Annotated in this window: 19 protein-coding genes, 1 tRNA gene and 1 riboswitch; of the genes, 6 read left to right on the top strand and 14 right to left on the bottom strand. The window is 66.7% G+C overall.

The features are described 5' to 3' along the window. Positions 1–28: 28 nt before the first annotated feature. The gene (locus tag BSG08_RS03020; protein ID WP_245770580.1) at positions 29–1,132 is read right to left on the bottom strand and encodes a PA0069 family radical SAM protein; all 1,104 of its coding nucleotides are present in this window, start codon (positions 1,130–1,132) and stop codon (positions 29–31) included. A gap of 194 nt (positions 1,133–1,326) precedes the next feature. Here BSG08_RS03020 and BSG08_RS03015 point away from each other — a divergent pair, with 194 nt between their 5' ends. Together BSG08_RS03015 and BSG08_RS03010 are read left to right on the top strand one after the other, a co-directional pair. Next, positions 1,327–2,031 carry a corrinoid protein gene (locus BSG08_RS03015; RefSeq protein WP_093031709.1) on the top strand — a complete coding sequence of 235 codons (705 nt, stop codon included), beginning with the start codon at positions 1,327–1,329 and terminating at the stop codon, positions 2,029–2,031. Positions 2,032–2,095: 64 nt separating this feature from the next. Next, positions 2,096–2,743 (top strand): DUF1638 domain-containing protein, encoded by a 648-nt coding sequence (locus BSG08_RS03010; protein WP_093031706.1) that lies wholly within the window; start codon positions 2,096–2,098, stop codon positions 2,741–2,743. Between the two features lie 66 nt (positions 2,744–2,809). Here the strand turns inward: BSG08_RS03010 and BSG08_RS03005 are convergent, their stop codons facing one another. Continuing rightward, entirely contained in the window at positions 2,810–3,220 is a 411-nt protein-coding gene (locus BSG08_RS03005) for a SufE family protein (protein WP_093031703.1), read from the bottom strand. A gap of 127 nt (positions 3,221–3,347) precedes the next feature. On the opposite strand from BSG08_RS03005, the gene BSG08_RS03000 reads away from it, so the two are divergent. Further along, positions 3,348–3,866, top strand: a complete 519-nt coding sequence (locus BSG08_RS03000; protein ID WP_093032010.1) for a hypothetical protein — start codon at positions 3,348–3,350, stop codon at positions 3,864–3,866. A gap of 344 nt (positions 3,867–4,210) precedes the next feature. Here the strand turns inward: BSG08_RS03000 and rnd are convergent, their stop codons facing one another. The 3 genes from rnd to purM all read right to left on the bottom strand — a co-directional run bounded on the left by rnd (position 4,211) and on the right by purM (position 7,104). Then, positions 4,211–5,368, bottom strand: coding sequence for a ribonuclease D (gene rnd / locus BSG08_RS02995; RefSeq protein ID WP_093031700.1), 1,158 nt, complete (start codon positions 5,366–5,368; stop codon positions 4,211–4,213). Between the two features lie 99 nt (positions 5,369–5,467). After that, positions 5,468–6,061 carry a phosphoribosylglycinamide formyltransferase gene (gene purN / locus BSG08_RS02990; protein ID WP_093031697.1) on the bottom strand — a complete coding sequence of 198 codons (594 nt, stop codon included), beginning with the start codon at positions 6,059–6,061 and terminating at the stop codon, positions 5,468–5,470. After that, positions 6,058–7,104: a phosphoribosylformylglycinamidine cyclo-ligase gene (gene purM / locus BSG08_RS02985; protein WP_093031694.1), complete on the bottom strand. Its 1,047-nt coding sequence runs from the start codon at positions 7,102–7,104 to the stop codon at positions 6,058–6,060. Before purM ends, purN begins: the two co-directional genes overlap by 4 nt. A gap of 111 nt (positions 7,105–7,215) precedes the next feature. Between purM and BSG08_RS02980 the strand changes: the two genes are divergently transcribed. Next, positions 7,216–7,292, top strand: a tRNA-Ile gene (locus tag BSG08_RS02980). Between the two features lie 10 nt (positions 7,293–7,302). On the opposite strand, the gene BSG08_RS02975 is transcribed toward BSG08_RS02980, so the two are convergent. Genes BSG08_RS02975 through BSG08_RS02935 form a run of 9 tightly spaced genes read right to left on the bottom strand, consistent with a single transcriptional unit; the run spans position 7,303 to position 14,581 of the window. Further along, positions 7,303–8,148: an energy transducer TonB family protein gene (locus tag BSG08_RS02975; RefSeq protein WP_093031691.1), complete on the bottom strand. Its 846-nt coding sequence runs from the start codon at positions 8,146–8,148 to the stop codon at positions 7,303–7,305. After that, entirely contained in the window at positions 8,145–8,528 is a 384-nt protein-coding gene (locus tag BSG08_RS02970; RefSeq protein WP_093031688.1) for an ExbD/TolR family protein, read from the bottom strand. Before BSG08_RS02970 ends, BSG08_RS02975 begins: the two co-directional genes overlap by 4 nt. 4 nt (positions 8,529–8,532) lie before the next feature. Beyond that, positions 8,533–8,910, bottom strand: coding sequence for an ExbD/TolR family protein (locus tag BSG08_RS02965; protein WP_093031685.1), 378 nt, complete (start codon positions 8,908–8,910; stop codon positions 8,533–8,535). Next, the gene (locus BSG08_RS02960; protein WP_093031682.1) at positions 8,910–9,551 is read right to left on the bottom strand and encodes a MotA/TolQ/ExbB proton channel family protein; all 642 of its coding nucleotides are present in this window, start codon (positions 9,549–9,551) and stop codon (positions 8,910–8,912) included. The genes BSG08_RS02965 and BSG08_RS02960 overlap by 1 nt, the downstream gene beginning before the upstream one ends. Then, positions 9,544–10,206: an adenosylcobinamide amidohydrolase gene (locus tag BSG08_RS02955; RefSeq protein ID WP_093031679.1), complete on the bottom strand. Its 663-nt coding sequence runs from the start codon at positions 10,204–10,206 to the stop codon at positions 9,544–9,546. Before BSG08_RS02955 ends, BSG08_RS02960 begins: the two co-directional genes overlap by 8 nt. After that, the gene (locus BSG08_RS02950; RefSeq protein ID WP_093031676.1) at positions 10,203–10,961 is read right to left on the bottom strand and encodes an ABC transporter ATP-binding protein; all 759 of its coding nucleotides are present in this window, start codon (positions 10,959–10,961) and stop codon (positions 10,203–10,205) included. Before BSG08_RS02950 ends, BSG08_RS02955 begins: the two co-directional genes overlap by 4 nt. Then, positions 10,958–11,941 (bottom strand): FecCD family ABC transporter permease, encoded by a 984-nt coding sequence (locus BSG08_RS02945; RefSeq protein ID WP_093031673.1) that lies wholly within the window; start codon positions 11,939–11,941, stop codon positions 10,958–10,960. Before BSG08_RS02945 ends, BSG08_RS02950 begins: the two co-directional genes overlap by 4 nt. After that, the gene (locus BSG08_RS02940) at positions 11,938–12,774 is read right to left on the bottom strand and encodes an ABC transporter substrate-binding protein (RefSeq protein ID WP_245770579.1); all 837 of its coding nucleotides are present in this window, start codon (positions 12,772–12,774) and stop codon (positions 11,938–11,940) included. Before BSG08_RS02940 ends, BSG08_RS02945 begins: the two co-directional genes overlap by 4 nt. Next, positions 12,761–14,581, bottom strand: coding sequence for a TonB-dependent receptor plug domain-containing protein (locus tag BSG08_RS02935; protein WP_175544671.1), 1,821 nt, complete (start codon positions 14,579–14,581; stop codon positions 12,761–12,763). Before BSG08_RS02935 ends, BSG08_RS02940 begins: the two co-directional genes overlap by 14 nt. A 132-nt stretch (positions 14,582–14,713) precedes the next feature. Beyond that, positions 14,714–14,922, bottom strand: a riboswitch (cobalamin riboswitch). 177 nt (positions 14,923–15,099) lie between these two features. On the opposite strand from BSG08_RS02935, the gene BSG08_RS02930 reads away from it, so the two are divergent. Both BSG08_RS02930 and BSG08_RS02925 read left to right on the top strand, forming a co-directional pair. After that, on the top strand, positions 15,100–15,561 hold the full coding sequence (locus tag BSG08_RS02930) for a (2Fe-2S)-binding protein (RefSeq protein ID WP_093031664.1): 462 nt from the start codon (positions 15,100–15,102) through the stop codon (positions 15,559–15,561). A gap of 2 nt (positions 15,562–15,563) precedes the next feature. Continuing rightward, a complete protein-coding gene (locus BSG08_RS02925; RefSeq protein ID WP_093031661.1) occupies positions 15,564–17,804 on the top strand; it encodes a xanthine dehydrogenase family protein molybdopterin-binding subunit in 2,241 nt (746 codons plus the stop codon). The last annotated feature ends 9 nt before the right edge of the window (positions 17,805–17,813 follow it).

The raw sequence follows: 17,813 nt of genomic DNA, 5'->3' as shown, positions 1-17,813 counted from the left end.
GAATGGTGGGCGGCACCCACCATATCCCTCAGAACAACGCCAACTGATCGCCCCGCGCCAGCGGCACCTCGAAAAGATCGCAGCGCAGGTCCGGCTGTGCCGCGTCCAGCCCCAGCCGTCGCGCCGCCAGATCGAAACGGCGCGCGATCATCCGTGCATAGACCCCCTGCCCGCGCATCCGCCGGTGCCAGTCGGCGCTGTAATCCTTGCCGTCATGCATCTCGCGCAGCCGGTTCATGACACGCCCCGCCCGGTCCGGATAATACGCGGCCAGCCATTCGCGAAACAGCGGCGACACCTCCAGCGGCAGGCGCAGCATGATCCAGCTTGCGGCTCCTGCCCCGGCCTCGTGCCCCGCCTCCAGCAGCGTCTCGATCTCGTGGTCGGTCAGGCCCGGAATCACCGGCGAGGCCATCAGACGCACCGGCACCCCGGCGATGGCGAGTCGGCGGATGGTTTCGAGCCGCCGCAGGGGCGAGGGCGCGCGCGGCTCCAGCCGGCGCGCCAGATCCGCATCGAGAGTGGTCACCGAAATCCCGACTCGTGCCAGCCCGCGTCCGGCCATGTCCGACAGGATATCGAGATCACGCTCGATCAACGCGCCCTTGGTGACGATGGCAACCGGATGACTGAAGCGGCTCAGCACCTCGAGGCAGCGGCGCGTTATGCCATATTCCCGCTCGATCGGCTGATAGGGATCGGTATTGGTGCCGATAGCGATGGGTGCGACCCGATAACTGCGCGCGCGCAGCTCCGCCTCCAGCCGCGCCGGGGCTTCGGGACGCGCGATCAGCCGGGTTTCGAAATCCAGTCCCGGCGACAGACCCAGATAGGCATGTGTGGGCCGGGCAAAGCAGTAGATGCAGCCATGCTCGCAGCCACGATACGGGTTGACCGAACGGTCGAAGGGCAGATCGGGCGAACGGTTATAGGTGATGATCCGGCGCGGGCGTTCCTCTGACACATGGGTGCGCAGCGGCCTTTCCTCGGGTTCCCGGTCCCAGCCATCGGCGACATAGCCCGTGGCCTGCGTCTCGAAACGCCCGGCGCGGTTGCTGCGCGCGCCCCTGGCCCTGATCCGCAGATCGGGGGAAATGGTCGGGTCCTCTGTCATGGCGAGAGAATGGAACATTTCATGAACATTTGCAAGAAACTGAACTTCATCATGACGATAATTCAGTCACACCGCGCGCAAATCCCGACTATAAGTCGGTTGCAGCGCGGGCAGTGTCGCAATTCGGAAAGTGGCGGTCCGACAAATTGACGAAAGCTGCGCCAGACCCAACACAGGCTGCGCGCGCGCAGAGCAATCAAGGATTTTCCGCAATGTCTGACCAAGAAGACGACATCATCCTGTCGGAGCTGGACGACGAAGAGCTTGTTCAGCAGATGTTCGACGACCTTTACGACGGTCTCAGGGAAGAGATCGAGGAGGGTGTGAACATCCTGCTGGAACGTGGCTGGGAACCCTACCAGATTCTCACCGAGGCGCTGGTCGGCGGCATGACCATCGTGGGCAAGGATTTCCGCGATGGCATTCTCTTTGTCCCCGAGGTTCTGCTGGCGGCCAATGCGATGAAGGGCGGCATGGCGATCCTCAAGCCGCTTCTGGCCGAAACCGGCGCGCCGCGCGTGGGCAAGATGGTGATCGGCACGGTAAAGGGCGACATCCACGACATCGGCAAGAACCTCGTCTCGATGATGATGGAAGGCGCCGGATTCGAGGTGGTCGACCTGGGGATCAACAACGCGGTCGAGAAATATCTCGCGGCGCTGGAAACCGAACAGCCGGACATCCTGGGCATGTCGGCGCTGCTGACCACCACGATGCCCTACATGAAGGTCGTGATCGACACGCTGATTGAACAGGGCAAGCGCGATGACTATGTCGTGCTGGTGGGCGGCGCGCCGCTCAACGAGGAATTCGGCAAGGCGATCGGCGCCGACGCCTATTGCCGCGATGCTGCCGTCGCCGTGGAAACCGCCAAGGATTTCATGGCGCGCAAACACAACCGGCTGGCGGCGGGCTGAACCGGCACGATTGCGTGAACGCGGCCCGCCGGATGCGCGGGCCGTTTTCGTTTGGGGAGTGGAGATGAGCAACAGCCCGAGCGATGAGGTGCTGACACGGGATGGCCTGTCGCCGCAGGGCACAGGCCGCATTCTGCTGATCGCCTGCGGCGCACTGGCGCATGAGATCCTTGCGCTCAAGCGGAGGAACGGCTGGGATCACATGGATCTGCAATGTCTGCCCGCCAAGCTGCACCTCTACCCCGACCGGATCACCGAAGAGGTGGAAAAGGCGGTCGCGCGGCACCGCGACGACTATGCGCGTCTCTTCGTGGTCTATGCCGATTGCGGCACCGGCGGGCAGTTGCAGGCCAGATGCGCCGAACTGGGTGTCGAGATGGTGGCCGGGCCGCATTGCTATTCCTTCTTCGAGGGCAACGACCGATTTGCCGCCCATGACGACGAGATCACGGCCTTTTACCTGACCGATTTCCTCGTCAGGCAGTTCGATGCCTTTGTCTGGAAACCGATGGGGCTGGACAAACACCCCGAGCTGCGCGACATGATCTTTGGCAATTATACCAAGCTGGTCTATCAGGCGCAGACCGATGACCCGGAGTTGCGCGCCAGGGCAGAGACCTGCGCCGCGCGCCTGGGGCTGGCCTATGAATATCGTTTCACCGGCTACGGAGACCTCAGGACCGCACTTGAAGAACAGGCCGCAAAGCCCTGACTTCAAATTCATCTGGCGAAAAATACCTCGGGGGTTCGGGGGCAGAGCCCCCGACCTTTCCCCTGTTCACGCCGCCTCGGAGGCGACCATACGTATCCGCTCGACCATGGCACGCAGCCCGTTCGAGCGTTGCGCCGAAAGGTTGTCGTGCAACCCCAGTCGCGCCAGTTCGCCCGCCGCATCGACCTTTGGCACCTCGCTCACCGGCAGCCCGTTGTAGAGCGCGCGCAGCACCGCGATGAGGCCTCGCACGATCATCGCGTCGCTGTCGCCGTCAAATGAAAACCGGCCCGCCTCGATCCGCGGATGCAGCCAGACCTGGCTGGCGCAGCCCTCGACCTTGGTGGCGGGTACCTTGAGGGCGTCGTCCAGCGCCCGCATGGCGCGACCATAGTCGATCACGTAGCGATAGCGGTCCTCCCAGTCGTCGAGGAACTCGAAATCGCCGACAATCTCTTCAAAGGCCCGGCTTGCCATGGCGTGCTCCTTTTCTCATGTCATTCACCTAGGCGCGGCCCGGCCCAAGGTCCAGCCCCCGCTTGCACCTTTTCAAGCCTGCCCGGATAGGGTAGTCCGAAAAGAAATGGCGACAGGGGCAGATGGCATGCGACGGCGGGTTTTTCTCTCATTGGCGGCGGCATCCGTTGTGGCGGGTTGTGGCGGGTTTCGGCAGTCGCGGATCAATCCGCGCAACTGGTTTGGCCGGAGCCGGTCGCGCCGGGTGGCGGAGATGTCGGCGGAGAACACCAATCCGCTGATCCCGCAGCAGGAGGACAGCATATTCCGCCGCCGGCGCACCGAGGTCTATGCGGGCACGCCCGTGGATCAGATCAGCGAGATGGTGATCGAACGCACCAGCGACGGGGCGATCATCCGCGTGACCGGCCTGCCGCTGCGGCAGGGCGCCTATGATGTGCGCCTGATCCCCGAGAACAAGGACGGCAAGCCGGAGAATGGTGCGCTGGTCTATCGTCTGATGGCCGTGCAGTCCGACACGATGCCGCAGGGCCAGCCCCGCATGCGCGAGGTGCGGGCGGCGGCATTCGTCTCGGCGCCAAAGCTGGAACGCACCGATATCATCCGGGTGGTCGGCGCGCGCAACGAGCAGGTCAGCCGCCGCTGACGCGGTGGCAGGCTGGTGACAAGGGCCGGGGCCGAAGGTCCCGGCATACGTTCCGGCATCCGGGACGGAGCGGGCAGGTGGCAGGTGGCAGGTGGCAGACGCCTGACACACCGGCCCCTGCCGGAAGAAGCCGACGGATCATGACCACTCTCGGATGACATGTCATATATGACATGTCATGCAGGTTGTCGGCAGAGGTCGGAACCAGGCAGCCCGGACGGGAATCGGGGAACGTTCCAGAGTCCAGGCGAAAACAGACAGAGCCGGACTGAAGAGTTCCGACGCGTCCGACCCTGGCCGCTGACAGCAGGGGGCTGCCGACAATCTGCCGCTGGCGCGGCGCGTCACAAATCGACCGTTTCGACCCCGTTGCCCCTGACCGCCAGCGCGACCTCGCCCTGGCAGAGCCGCAGCGCGTCGCGGCCGAACACATCAAGCCGCCAGCCGTGCAGCGCCGCCACGTCGCGCCCGCCCGCCGCCATGGCGTCGAGATCCGCCGCACTGGCGATCAGTTTCGAGGCGACGCCATAGCTGTCGCTCTTGGCCTTGAGCAGCACGCGCAAGAGATCGGCCAGCGCCGGATTGACCTGCACCCTGTCGTCGCTCGAATCCGGCCGGGGCAGTTGATCGGGCGGGCAGTCGAGCCCCGCCCGGACCGCGCGCAGGATGCCCTCGGCAATCTCTCCCCTGCGAGCTTCGCGCAGCAAGAGCCGCGAACGGCCCAGATCGTCCAGCGACTGCGGTCTGGTCGAGGCCAGTTCGACCAGCGCATCATCCTTGTATACGCGGCTGCGCGGCACGTCGCGCGCCTGGGCATATTCCTCGCGAAAACGCGCCAGTTCGCGCAGTATGGCGAGGAACCTGCCCGAGGTGTTGCGCGTCTTGATGCGTTGCCACGCCTCGGACGGGTCGGTGCGATAGGTGGCCGGATCGGTCAGCACGCTGAGTTCCTCGGCCACCCATTTGTCGCGCCCGGTGCTCTGAAGTTTCTTGGCGAGGAATTCGTAGATGTCGCGCAGATGCGTCACATCGGCCAGCGCATAGGTCATCTGCGCCTCGGTCAGCGGGCGGCGCGACCAGTCGGTAAAGCGCGAGGTCTTGTCGAGCGTATGTCTGGCGATCTTCTTGACCAGCGTCTCATAGCCCGCCTGTTCGCCAAAGCCGCAGACCATGGCTGCGACCTGGGTGTCGAACATCGGCTCGGGGATCACGCCCGCATCGACCTGAAAAATCTCCAGATCCTGACGGGCCGCGTGGAACACCTTGACCACCGAGGTGTCGCGAAAGAGCGTATAGAGCGGGTCGAGCGAAAGGCCATTGGCCAGCGGATCGACCAGAACCGCGCTGTCCGCGTCCTTGCCGGGCACGGCGAGTTGCACGAGGCAGAGTTTGGAGTAATAGGTGCGCTCGCGCAGGAATTCGGTGTCGACGGTGACATAGGGATGTGTATGCGCCACGGCGCAGAACGCGGCGAGATCGTCTGTCGTTGTAATGGTTCTCATAGGTATTTCGTCTTTTTGCTCTTGTCGGATGCCCTGCCCCGTCCTGCGGCTCAGCTTTAGACCAGATTGCCGGAAATGCAAATGGCTCAAGCGGCGGGGTCAGGGCAGGTAGATCGGGGTCTTGTCACCGGCGGCAAAGCGGCGCAGCACCGTCGGATAGAGCAGGTGTTCCTGCGCCAGGACGCGGGCGGCAAGGCTGTCGGGTGTGTCATCCGGCAGAACCGGCACGCGGGCCTGCCCGAGGATCGGGCCGTCATCCAGTTCCGCCGTCACCTCATGCACCGTGCAACCCGCCTCTTGTTCGCCTGCTGCCAGTGCGCGGGCATGGGTGTCGAGGCCACGGTATTTGGGCAACAGCGAGGGGTGGATATTGATCATTCGCCCCTGCCAGGGCGTCACAAAGCCTACCGTCAGCACCCGCATGAAGCCTGCAAGGCAGATGATATCAATTTCATAGGGTGCGATCCTTGCGGCGATTTCAGCCTCGAACGCGGCGCGGTCGGGGCCGTGCGGGCGGTGATCGATCACTTCGGTGGAGATTCCCTGCGCGGCGGCCCAGGCGATGCCGCCCGCATCGGCGCGGTTCGACAGCACCAGCGCGGGCCGGGCCGGGTGATCGCCGGTCATGCTGGCCACCAGCGCACGCATGTTCGAGCCCCCCCCGGAGAGGAAGATCGCAACCCGTCTGCTCACAACAGGCGGCCCCTGTAGGTCACGCCCTTGCCCGGTGTCACATGGCCAAGGCGGCAGACGGTCTCGCCCGCCTCGCGCAGGGCGCTCTCAACCGCCCCCGCGCGGTCCGGATCAACCACCGCAATCATGCCGATGCCCGCATTGAAGGTCTTGAGCAGTTCCATCTCGGCCATGCCGCCGGTTTCGGCCAGCCAGCGGAACACCGGCGGCAGATCCCATGCGCCGAGGTCGATCTCGGCGCCCAGCCCTTCGGGTAGCACGCGCGGCAAGTTCTCGGTCAGCCCGCCGCCGGTGATATGGGCAAGGCCGTGGATGCCGCCCGCCGCCAGCGCGCCCAGCACGGGGCGCACATAGAGCCGCGTCGGCGTGAGCAGCGCCGCACCCAGGCTGCCCTCTGCCCAGGGGCAGGCGTCGTCCCATCCCAGCCCCGACATCCCGACGATCCGGCGCACGAGAGAATAGCCGTTGGAATGCACCCCGTCAGAGGCCAGCCCCAGCAGGACATCGCCCTCCGCCACGCCTGCGGGCAGTTCCGTGCCCCGCTCCATCGCGCCCACGGCAAAACCGGCGAGATCGAAATCGCCCGCCGGATACATGCCCGGCATCTCCGCAGTCTCGCCGCCAATCAGTGCGCAGCCCGAGGCGGCGCAGCCCCGTGCGATGCCTTCGATGATCCGCGTCGCCTGATCCAGTTCCAGCTTGCCGGTGGCGAAATAGTCGAGGAAAAATAGCGGCTCTGCCCCCTGACAGATCAGATCGTTGACGCACATCGCCACCAGATCGACGCCCACGCCTTCGACATGGCCGGTATCTATGGCGATCCGCAGCTTGGTCCCTACCCCGTCCGTGGCGGCGACCAGCACCGGGTCGGCAAAACCTGCGGCCCTGAGATCGAACAGCCCGCCAAAGCCGCCCAGCCCCGACATCACGCCCGCGCGGCGGGTGGCGGCGGCGGCGGGCTTGATCCGTTCCACAAGCGCGTTGCCCGCGTCGATATCAACGCCCGCATCGGCATAGGTGATCCCGTTCGTGTGCTCGCTCATGGCCCGGCGCTCCGCTCTGTGATGGGGCCACCCGTTAGCCGATTGGCCCGCGTGGTGCAATGTGAAAGCCTTGACCTGTTCCAAGCCTCGGCTTACGAGGTGCAGCAGGTCGGGCCTGTAGCTCAATTGGTTAGAGCAGAGCGCTCATAACGCTTTGGTTGGGGGTTCGAGTCCCTCCGGGCCTACCATTTCCCCGTTTCAGCGCGCGAAGGCCACCGGCAGGTTGAAGCGGTGGCTGTCGCCGGGCAATGCGCGCGGCTTGGCGGGCAGGCGGGCGTTGCGGACCGCCGCGAGCGCCGCACGATCCAGCAGCGGATCGCCCGAGGATTGCCGCAGCGCCACCGAGATCAGCGCACCCCTGCCCGAGACGGTCAGCGTCAGATGCGCCGTGCCGGTGGCGCGGGTGCCGTGCGGATAGCGTTTCTGCCGCTCGATGCGGGCGCGAATTTGCCCGCCCCATTCGGCCATCAGGCTCTGCTGTGCTGCCGCGCTGAGGCTGGGGGCCTCGCTTGGTTGTTGCGCGGCACCCGCAGCACCACCCGCCTGCCCCCGTGCGATTTCCCTAGGGTGCGCGGTGCTGGCGGCGCGGGGTTTGGGTAGTGCTGTCCCGGCGTTGGATTCGGGCGCAGGCCGCGCCACGGGCCGGGTTTCGGAGGTGATTTCCTGAAGGGTGGGATTGCGCTCGGGGGGCGGCGGCGGAGTGGCATCGACCTGCGGCAGATCGGGTGCCGCTGCGATCTCTGGCAAGCCCGCCAGCGAGCGGCCGGGCGGGGCTTCGGCGATGGGGTTCATGCGTGGCATGGCCGCCTGTTGCGGCTCTGCCTCTGGCCGCGCCAGTTCCGGGCTGTCGCGCAGCACATCGACCGGGCGCTGCCATGCCTCGACGAGCGATGCAAGCTGCGCGTTCGACGCCTCGATCGTGACCGTCGATTGCCCGCCCGCGCCGCCCGCCTCGGGCACCCCCGGCGACGACGCCCCCCAGACGCCTGCATGCACCGCCGCCGCCACGGCGAGAAATCCGGTGAATTCCAACCCGCGTTTCATCGCGCCCTCGTCAGCAGTTCGATCATGGTCACGCCGCGCGTCGCCAGCTCCGGCAGCAGCCGCGCCAGCACCTGCGCGTCGAGTGCCGCATCGGCGCGTATTTGCAGCGGCGTATCGGTGGTGGCGCGCGCGGCGAGCGCGTCATAGACCGCATTGCCGCGCGCGGCGTTGAAGGCAAGCTGGCCCCCGGCGTCGATATGCAGCGTGTCGGCGGGCGCCGCCACCTCTGCGCCCGTCGCATTGGGCAGGGTCACGTCAAAGGGCGCGGGCGGGGGGATCTGCGCGCTCATCAGAAAGAAGATGAGCAGCAGAAAGACCACGTTGATCATCGGCACGATGGCCTCTTTCGGGCGACGGCGGCGGGGGGCTGAAAACTCCATCGCGCTACTCCACCACCACAAGCCGCGTGAGGCCCGCGGCGCGCAGCGCCACGGTCACATCCATCAGCCGTTGCAGCGAGGCCCCCGGCAGCGGGCGCAGCACGACCGCCTCGTCGGGGCGCGTCATCAGCGGGTCGAGCGCCACCGGCAAGCCGGCAAGCCCAACCGGCGCGCCGTTGAGGCGCAGCGTGTCGGGCGCAATCTCGATCAGGCGGGGCGGGCCGGACCACTCTGCGCCCGCTCCGCCGGTGACGAGCGGCAGCGTCATGTCCTGACCAAAACGCGCGGCCAGCATGAAAAAGACCAGCAACAGGAACACCACGTCGATCATCGGCGTGAGACTCGGGCGGCGGTGACCGCGCGCGGGGCCGAAGGCAAACATCACGCGGCCTCCGCTGCGGGCGGGGGCGCGGTGAATATCTGCGTCGCCGCATCCTCCATATCGGCCTGCACGGTGTCGGCCACGCTTTCGAACCAGGAGAGCGCCATCGAGGCCGGAATTGCCACCGCCATACCTGCCGCGGTGGTCAGCAGCGCCTCCCAAATGCCACCCGCCAGCACCGCAGGATCGGCGCTGCTGCCGCTGTCCTGAAGCGCCTTAAAGGCCGCGATCATGCCCAGCACGGTGCCCAGCAGGCCGATCAGCGGCGCGATGGTGGCGATGAGATCGAGCGCGCGCAACCCGGTGCGCGCCTCGTGCAGCAGGCCCTTGGCCACGCGCGTGGTTTCCTCGCGCGCCTGCGCCTCGGTCCAGCGGGGGCTGCATGCGCTCTGCATCGCGGCCAGTGCGAGCCGCGCCCGCAGGCTGCGGCGCGGTTGCAGCAGCGCAATCGCCGCATCGTGCGCACCCTCGCGCCAGAGCGCCACGGCGCGGGCGGTGGCGGCCCCGGCCCAAGCGCCGGTGAGCATCAGCCGCCAGCTTTTCCACAGGATCAGCGCCAGCGTCAGAACCGACAGCGCCGCGATCAGCCAGAGCGCCGGTCCGCCCCGGTCGAGAAAGCCCCAGAGGGTTGCGTCATCCATGCTGAACCTCCCTTGCTGTCTGTGTGCCGAGCCATGCCGCCGCCCCCTGCCGCACCGCCTGATGAACCGCGCGCCCCACCGCCTCGCCCACGCCGGTGTGCAGGCCCGCGTAACGCAGCGCGCCCGCAGGCGCCGCCACGGCGATGCAATCGGTGCCGGTGCCTGTGGCGATGCCGGTGGCGAGGCGCAGCCCGGTTTCCATCACGGCCACGGTGCGCGCCTGCGTGGCGATGCTCAGCACCTCCAGGCGGGCGGCCTCCGTGAGGCTGCAGTCAAGCTGCACCGCGATGTTGATCGTGCCCCAGCCGTGGGTGGCGGGCGGCAGGCGGGAGCCTACGGATTCCGCGTTAGACAGGCCCACGGTGGCCACGGCATGCGCGGTGACGCCATCGGCAGTAGCGGTGGCCTGCGTATGGGCAGCGATCCTGCAGGAGGTAAGGAAACACACCGTGTTCTGTGCCCCGCGCGCCGCCAGTTCGCGCCCCAGCCAGCCCCCGACATCGAGATCGACAGGCAGATCGGCGTTGCGGACCTCGCGCCAGAGGATGTGCCGTGCATGTGCGAGACCCGGACGGTTGACCGCCCAACTCAAAACCGGCATTTCGACCCCGAGATCAAGACAAAGCCAAGGCGGATCGAGGGTGAGGCGGTTCATTCGATGACCTCCAGCGGCTGAAAGACTGGGCCTTGGGCTGTCTGCGCGTAATGCGCGGTGACGCGGAAGATGCGCGCCAGATGGTCGGGCGTCAGCACCTCTGCGGGCGGGCCGTCGGCAACGATGCCGCCCTCACCCAGCAGGATGAGCCGGGTGCAATGGCGCGCCGCGAGGCCAAGATCGTGAATCGAGGCGATGACCGCCCTGCCCTCGCCCGCCAGTCGCGCAAAGACGCGCATCGTGGCTATCTGGTTGGCCGGATCGAGGCCCGCGATGGGCTCGTCCGCCATCAGAAGCGGTGTGTCCTGCGCCAGCGCGCGGGCGATCAGCACCATCGCCTGCTCGCCACCCGAGAGGCGCATCGCGGTGCGGTGGCGCAGGTGGTGCAGGCCCATTGTTGCGAGTGCCGCCTCGACATGCGCGTGATCGGCGGGTTTCGGTCCCTGAATGCCCCGCAGATGTGGCGTGCGCCCCAGCATCACCAGCCGTTCGACCGTCACCGGCCAGGCGATCTGACGGGCCTGCGGCATCCAGGCGGCGGCGCGGGCGCGCATATCGGGCGGCAACGCGGCAAGGCTGCTTGTGCCCGTCGCGGGCAAGAGGCCAAGGGCGGCGCGCATCAGCGTGGTCTTGCCCGCGCCATTGGGGCCGATAAGACCGATACAGTCACCCTCGGCCACGCGAAAGCTGACATCGCGCAGGATGGCGCGTCCGCGCAGCATGACCGAAAGATGATCGACCGACAGGAGCGTCATGGCATCTCGGCCCTTGTCTTGTAGATCAGGTGCAGAAAGAGCGGCGCGCCGACAATCGCCGTCAGAACCCCGAGTTTCAGATCGCGCTCGGGCAGGACCAGCCGCACCGCGAGATCGGCGGCCAGCACCATCGCCGCCCCGCCCAACGCCGAGGCCCAGAGCAGCCGCGAGGGCTGTGCGCCGACCAGCGGGCGCAGCAGATGCGGCACCACGAGACCGACAAAACCGATCGCACCCGCCACCGCCGTGGCCGCCCCCACCACCGCCGCCGTACCCAGCACCAGCGTGAGGCGCAGGCGTCTGAGGCGTACGCCCATCGCCTCGGCCGCGTCCTCGCCCAGCGTCAGCGCATCGAGGCCGCGCCCCAATGTGGCCAGCGCCACCCAGCCCGCCACCATGAAAGGCAGCGCCAGCCAGACATGGGTCATCGAGCGGTCGGCGAGCGAGCCCATCATCCAGAACACGATCTCGCTCGCGGCATAGGGATTGGGCGAGAGGTTGAGCACCAGCGAGGTGAGCGCCGCCGCCAGCGCCGAAATGGCGATACCCGCCAGAATGAGCGTGATCGAACCCCCGCGCGGCCCGGCCAGCATGAGGATGAGCAGCACCCCCGTCCCCGCCCCCGCCAGCGCCGCAAGCGGCAGGCCGAGCGCAAGTGTCGCCGCAAGGCCGGTCTGCAGCGCCAGCACCGCGCCAAGCGCCGCCGCACCCGACACGCCGATCAGCCCCGGCTCGGCCAGCGGGTTGCGAAGGTAGCCCTGAAGGGCGGCCCCCGCCAGTCCGAGGCTTGCCCCGATCATCACGCCCAGCAGGGCGCGCGGCAGACGGATCTCGCGCATCACCAGCGGCACGGGGCCATCGCCGCCCGCAACCAGCGCAGCGAGGCCTTCGCCCACGCCGATGCCCGCAGGCCCCACCGCCAGCGAGGCGGTGAAAAGCGCCAGCACCGCAAGGCACAAGAGCAGCGCCAGCCGGGTCATCGCCCCGCCCCGTCGAGTGTCTGGCGCACCGCCACCAGCCCCTCGACCGCACCCAGCAGATGCGGCGTGCCGCAGATCCAGTCGGGCGAGGCGATGCGCAGCGCGGCATGGCTTGCGCGCAGATCCTCCAGCGCCGGATGCACCAGCACCTCTTCCGAACGCGAGGCGCCGGGCAGCGTCTCGGCGCTGATCAGCAGATCGGGTGCGGCCATCACCAGCGCCTCGAGCGGCAGGGTGCCGCCGCCGTGATGCCCCAGTTCCGCCGCGACATTGGCAAAACCGCCCGCGCGCAGGATGTCATTGGCCAGGGTTCCGGCCCCCAGCGTATAGCCGTTGGGGTGGTAGAGCGCCGCGCGCGGGGCATCACCCGATGCGGCCTGCAACGCGGCGAGATCCGCGTCAAAGCGGGCGATAAGGGCTGCGCCCTCTGCCTCACGCCCCAGGAGCGCCGCCATCTGCGCAATGCGGTCACGGGTGTCCGAGAGCGAATTGGCGGGTGCGAATTCGACGACTTCAATGCCGGTGCGGCGCAGCATGTCCACCGTGGCGCGCGCGGTGTAGCGCCCCGCCAGCACCAGATCGGGATGCAAGAGGTAAACCTCTTCGGCGCGGGCGTGGTTGACCGGATAACTGCGCGCCTCGTCCGCCATCGCCGAACTGACCGGATCGGCCGCGAGATCGGAGACCGAAACAAGCTGACCGGGGGCCGCCAGCAGCATCGCCAGCTGATCGGTACACAGGTTGATCGACACGACACGGGCCGGTTCGGCCATGGCTCCGGCCCCCGCCACCGCGAGGGCCAGCCCGAGCGTTATGACCCTAGAAAGACGCACGCAGCCCCACATAGGCGGCAGCGCCCGACTGATTGAAGCCGCCCGCCGTCTCGTAATCCTCGTCAAACAGGTTCTCGACGCGCAGGACCGCCTCGACCTGATCGGTCAGGGCATAGGCGGCGTTGAGATGCACCAGCGTGTGATCGCCGACCTTGTTGGTGGGCGGGGCAAAGGGCGAGGGCGTGATGTCGGCTATGTGCTGGATCGTGATCTGCCCCGAAAGGCGCGGCGTGATCTGCGCATCCAGCCCGAGCGCCACATCATGGCGCGGCACGCGCACGGCGTCCTCGCCATTCTGCTCGGCGTCGGTAAAGGTATAGGCGCCCTGGATCGCGAGGAACGGGTTGATCGCGTAGCGGCCCGAAAGCTCGATCCCCTGCCCCTTGAAATCGCCCTGCTCAAAGCAGCCGAATCCACTCCCGCACCGGGTGGAAGCACCGTCAAAGAAGATCTGATCGTCGATTTCGGTATGAAACAGTGTGGCGCGGACAAAGCCGTCATTGGCAAAGCGTTTCTCCAGGCCAAGGTCATAGCTGATGCTGGTCTCAGGCTGAAACGCAGGGTTGCCGAAGAACGGATCAAGCTGCACCAATGTGGGCGCGCGGAACCCGTCGGAGGCCGAGGCGCGCAGGATCAGATCCTCCTGAATCCGCCAGGCGAGCGCGGCGCGCGACGACAGTTCGCTGTCATATTCTGAGTGATCGTCGTTGCGGACCGAAAACGCCAGATCGAGCGCGTCGGTCGGCGCCAGCAGCAGTTCGGTCTGAAGTCCTGTGATGTCGATCTTCTGGTTAAGATCCTCTTCTTCGGTGTAATCCGCACCGAAATTGAGCACCCAGATCCCGCCCGTGTCATAGCTGCCGCGATAGTCGATGCGGCGGCGTTCGCCCTTGAAGGGGCTGGCCACGCCGTTGCTGAAGCTTACACGGTCGGATTCGAAGGTGGACAGGGCCACCTCGTGACTGACCGCACCGGTCTGAATCTCGGTAAAGAGGCGCGCGCCGATGCTTTCGTTGGTGTTGAATTCGTCGAAGGGCGGCACGCCGTCACCACCGAATTCGTCAAATTCGGTGCGCGAGTCGATATAGATGGCGCTCAGCCCCACGGCGATGTTCTCGGCGACCTGGTGGCGCAGGTAGAGATTGGCCTGCGTCGCCTCGTGCCCGTCCTTCTCGGTGCCAAAGGCCGATGCCGAGAACCCGTCGGTCTCGATCCGGCTGATCGAGAACGACAGATCGGTGCGCGCTGTGCGCGCGGTCAGCCCCAGAACCCCGCGTTGAGTGTCAAACCTGCCTGCCTCGACCTCGACAAAGCCATGCACGCCGTCCTCGGTCGGGCGCAGGCTCTGGATGTCGATGACGCCGCCGATGGCGTTGAGGCCAAAGCGCGCCGACTGCGAACCCTTGAGCACCTCGATCCGACCCAACCCGCTGCGCGTCAGCCCGCCGAAATCGAAGCCGCCGCCGCTGCTGGCGGGATCGGTCACGTCGATGCCGTCGATGATGACAGGCACATAGGCCCCGCCCAGACCCCGGATGCGTACCGTCGCGGTGGTGCCGAGCGGCCCGTTGGACGAGGACGAGATGCCCGGCTGGAAGGTCAGGAAATCGCCAAGCCGCGCGTTCGGGGCGGTGCGCACCTCGTGCTCGGCGATCACCTCGACGGTCGAACCGCTGCGGTCGAGCGAAGTGGCGGTCTGGTTCGCGATCACTGTGATCGTATCGAGATCGAATGCCTCCTGTGCGACCGCAGGTGCGGTTGCGAGAGCACAAAGAGCGCAGAATACGGGTCTGAGATTCGGGGTCATCTGATGTCCTTTGATGCCGTTGCCGACATGTTTCCAGTGTGTGGTCATTGGAAAGGACAGACCCTCCCCGCAGACGGTGAATGATGTCACCACTACGGAATTGTCCGTTACCCGCGACGCACCCCGCGCGCAGATAGGGTGATCACCTTGGCAGGTCTCCTGACTTGCGGGTCGCTGCTCTACCGGGCCTTCCCGTCCGTTGGCGGACAGTGGCATATGCCGGTATCGCTCGCCGCTTACAGTTGCGGGGGCAGTTACGGAATTGATCCGAGATCCGAATCGCACCGTATTCCCTATTACCCGGGGACGTGAATCCCCGGACCAAAGCTGTGCCTGTCATAGTCATTTTAACAGAACGCGACAAGACCGGATTGTTGCGGACAGGCCGATTGTGTTCCGGGTCGGCCTTTCATCGCGCTGTCACACAGGAGCCGCTGTGAAGGGATGTCACGTCATTCTGGACAACTGAACCGAGCGGTTTATTATCCGCGCCGAATACACCCGAAGGAGCCGTCACAGTGCAACTGACCGTAAATGGCGCCGATTATCCGCTGGACGATCTTGAACCCGACATGCCGCTCTTGTGGGCGCTGCGCGATGTGCTGGGTATCCGGGGGGTTAAATACGGCTGCGGGATCGCGCAATGCGGGGCCTGCACGGTGCATATCGACGGCGAGGCCGTGCGGTCCTGTCAGGTGGCGGTCGGCGATGTCTGGGGGCCGGTCACCACCATCGAGGGGCTGGGCACGCCCCGGAATCCGCATCCCGTTCAGGCCGCGTGGATCGCGCATCAGGTGGCGCAATGCGGTTATTGCCAGTCCGGCCAGATGATGCAGGCCGCGAGCCTGCTGGCCGGCAATCCCGATCCGACGGATCAGGACATAGACGATGCGATGTCCGGCAACCTGTGCCGCTGCGGCACCTATCCGCGCATCCGCGCCGCGGTGAAAACCGCCGCCAAAGCGTTGAAAGAGGTGTGAGCATGGGGCGCATCGGGACCATCGCGCGGCGCACGTTCCTGATCGGCTCTGCCGCTATAGCGGGGGGCGTCGCTTTTGGCGTCTGGCGTTACCGGACGCCCCATGCCAATCCGCTGCTGGATGGATTGCCCGAGGGGGCGGCGGCGCTGACGCCCTATGTGCTGATCACGACAGAGGCGATCACCCTGATCACCCCGCGCGCAGACAAGGGACAGGGGGCCGTTTCCGTGCAGGCGGCGCTGATTGCCGAGGAACTGGACGTGGATCTGGATCAGGTGGAAACCGATCCCGGCCCGCCCGATCCGGCCTATTACAACACCGCGCTCTCTGGCGACGCGGTGCCGTTCCGGTCGACCGATGACAGCTTTCTGGCCGAAACCGCGCGCACGGTGATGGATGCGCCGATGAAGTTTCTCGGGATCCAGATCACCGGCGGATCGACCACGGTGCCGGATGGCTATGAAAAGCTGCGCCGTGCCGGTGCGGTGGCGCGCGAGACGCTCAAGGCCGCCGCCGCCCGTCTGCATGGCGTGGCGGCGGCCGACCTGCGCACCGAACGCGGCGCGGTGATCCTGCCCGACGGTGCGCGCCTGTCCTATCAGAGCCTTGCCGCGGCGGCGGCGGCGACCGATCCGGTCACCGATGTCGCCCTGCGCGCGCCAGACCAATGGCGGCTGATCGGCAAGCCGATGCAGCGGGTCGATATCTTGGCCAAATCCACCGGCACGCAGAGCTATGGCATCGACATGGCCCTGCCCGGCATGGTTCACGCCGCAGTCCGCCTCAGCCCGGTGCAGGGTGGCACGGTTCTGCGCCATGATGCACGCGCCGCCGAGCAGATGCGCGGCGTTCTCAGGGTTGTGCCGGTCACGGGCGGCGTCGGGGTCATCGCCGACAATACATGGCGCGCCATGCAGGCCGCGCAGGCAATCACGCTGGAGTCGGACCCGGCCCCCTATCCCGCCGACATGGCCGGTCACTGGCAAACGCTGTCCGAGAGTTTCACCCCCGACCGGCAGGACAGCCGATTGCGCGATGATGGCGATGTTGACAAGGCGCTTGCCGGGGGGGCCGATATCGAAATCGAATACCGCGCGCCCTATCTCGCGCATGCGCCGCTGGAGCCGGTCAACGCGACGGTTCTGGTAACTGACGCTCGCGTCGATGTCTGGACCGGCACGCAGATCCCGCGATTCGTGCAAAAGAACGTGGCGCGGATCGCCGGGGTCGATACCGCGCGGGTTCACCTGCACGCTCAGATGATCGGCGGCAGCTTTGGGCACCGGCTGGAGGATCAGGTGGTGCGCCACGCCACCGAACTGGCGATGGCCATGCCCGGCCGTCCGGTCAAGCTGACCTATTCGCGCGAAGAGGACATGGCGCATGATTTCCCCCGGCAGATCGCCATGGCGCGGGGGCGCGGGCAGGTCAAGGATGGCCGGATAGAGGCGTATGATCTGGGCATCGCCATGCCCTCGGTCATGGCCTCGCAGATGGGGCGGCAGGGGTTGCCGGTGCCCGGCCCCGACCTGCAGATCGTCGCCGGGGCCTGGGATCAGCCCTATGCCGTTCCGCATTACCGCGTCACCGGCTATCGCGCGCCGGAGCTGGCGCCGGTCAGTTCCTGGCGTTCGGTCGGCGCCTCCTCGAACGGGTTTTTCCACGACAGCCTGCTGGACGAGCTGATTCATGCCGCCGGGGCGGATCCGCTGGAGGAACGGTTGCGGCTGTGCAGTCACGCCCCCTCGCGCAAGGTGCTGGAGGCGGTGGGCGAAATGTCCGGTTGGGGCAGCGCCCTGGCCCCCGGACGGGGACGCGGCGTGGCCCTGTGCCTGTCATTCAGCGTGCCCTGCGCGCAGGTGGTCGAGGTGACGGATACGCCCGCCGGGATCCGCATCGACCGGGTTTTCGTCGCCGCCGAGGTGGGCCGGGTCATCGACCCGGTGAATTTCGAGGGGCTGGTCAAGGGCGGTGTGATCTTTGGTCTGGGGCATGCGATGAACTGCCAGATCACCTATGCGGATGGCGCAACGGAGCAGCGAAATTTCGACGTCTATCAGGGGATGCGCCTCTATCAGTGCCCCGAGATCATGGTGCGGGGGCTGGAAAACGACGACAAGGTGCGCGGCATCGGCGAGCCGCCCGTGCCGCCCGCCGCGCCCGCACTGGCCAATGCGATCTTTGTCGCCACGGGTCGGCGTCTGCGCGAGATGCCGTTCGACAAATTCGTGACCTTCGCCTGACGCCCCCTT

The sequence above is a fragment of the Roseovarius azorensis genome, assembly GCF_900109455.1.
GTDB lineage: Bacteria > Pseudomonadota > Alphaproteobacteria > Rhodobacterales > Rhodobacteraceae > Roseovarius > Roseovarius azorensis.
Note: the sequence above shows the minus strand (reverse complement) of the source record. Positions and strands in the feature narration are given on the sequence as shown.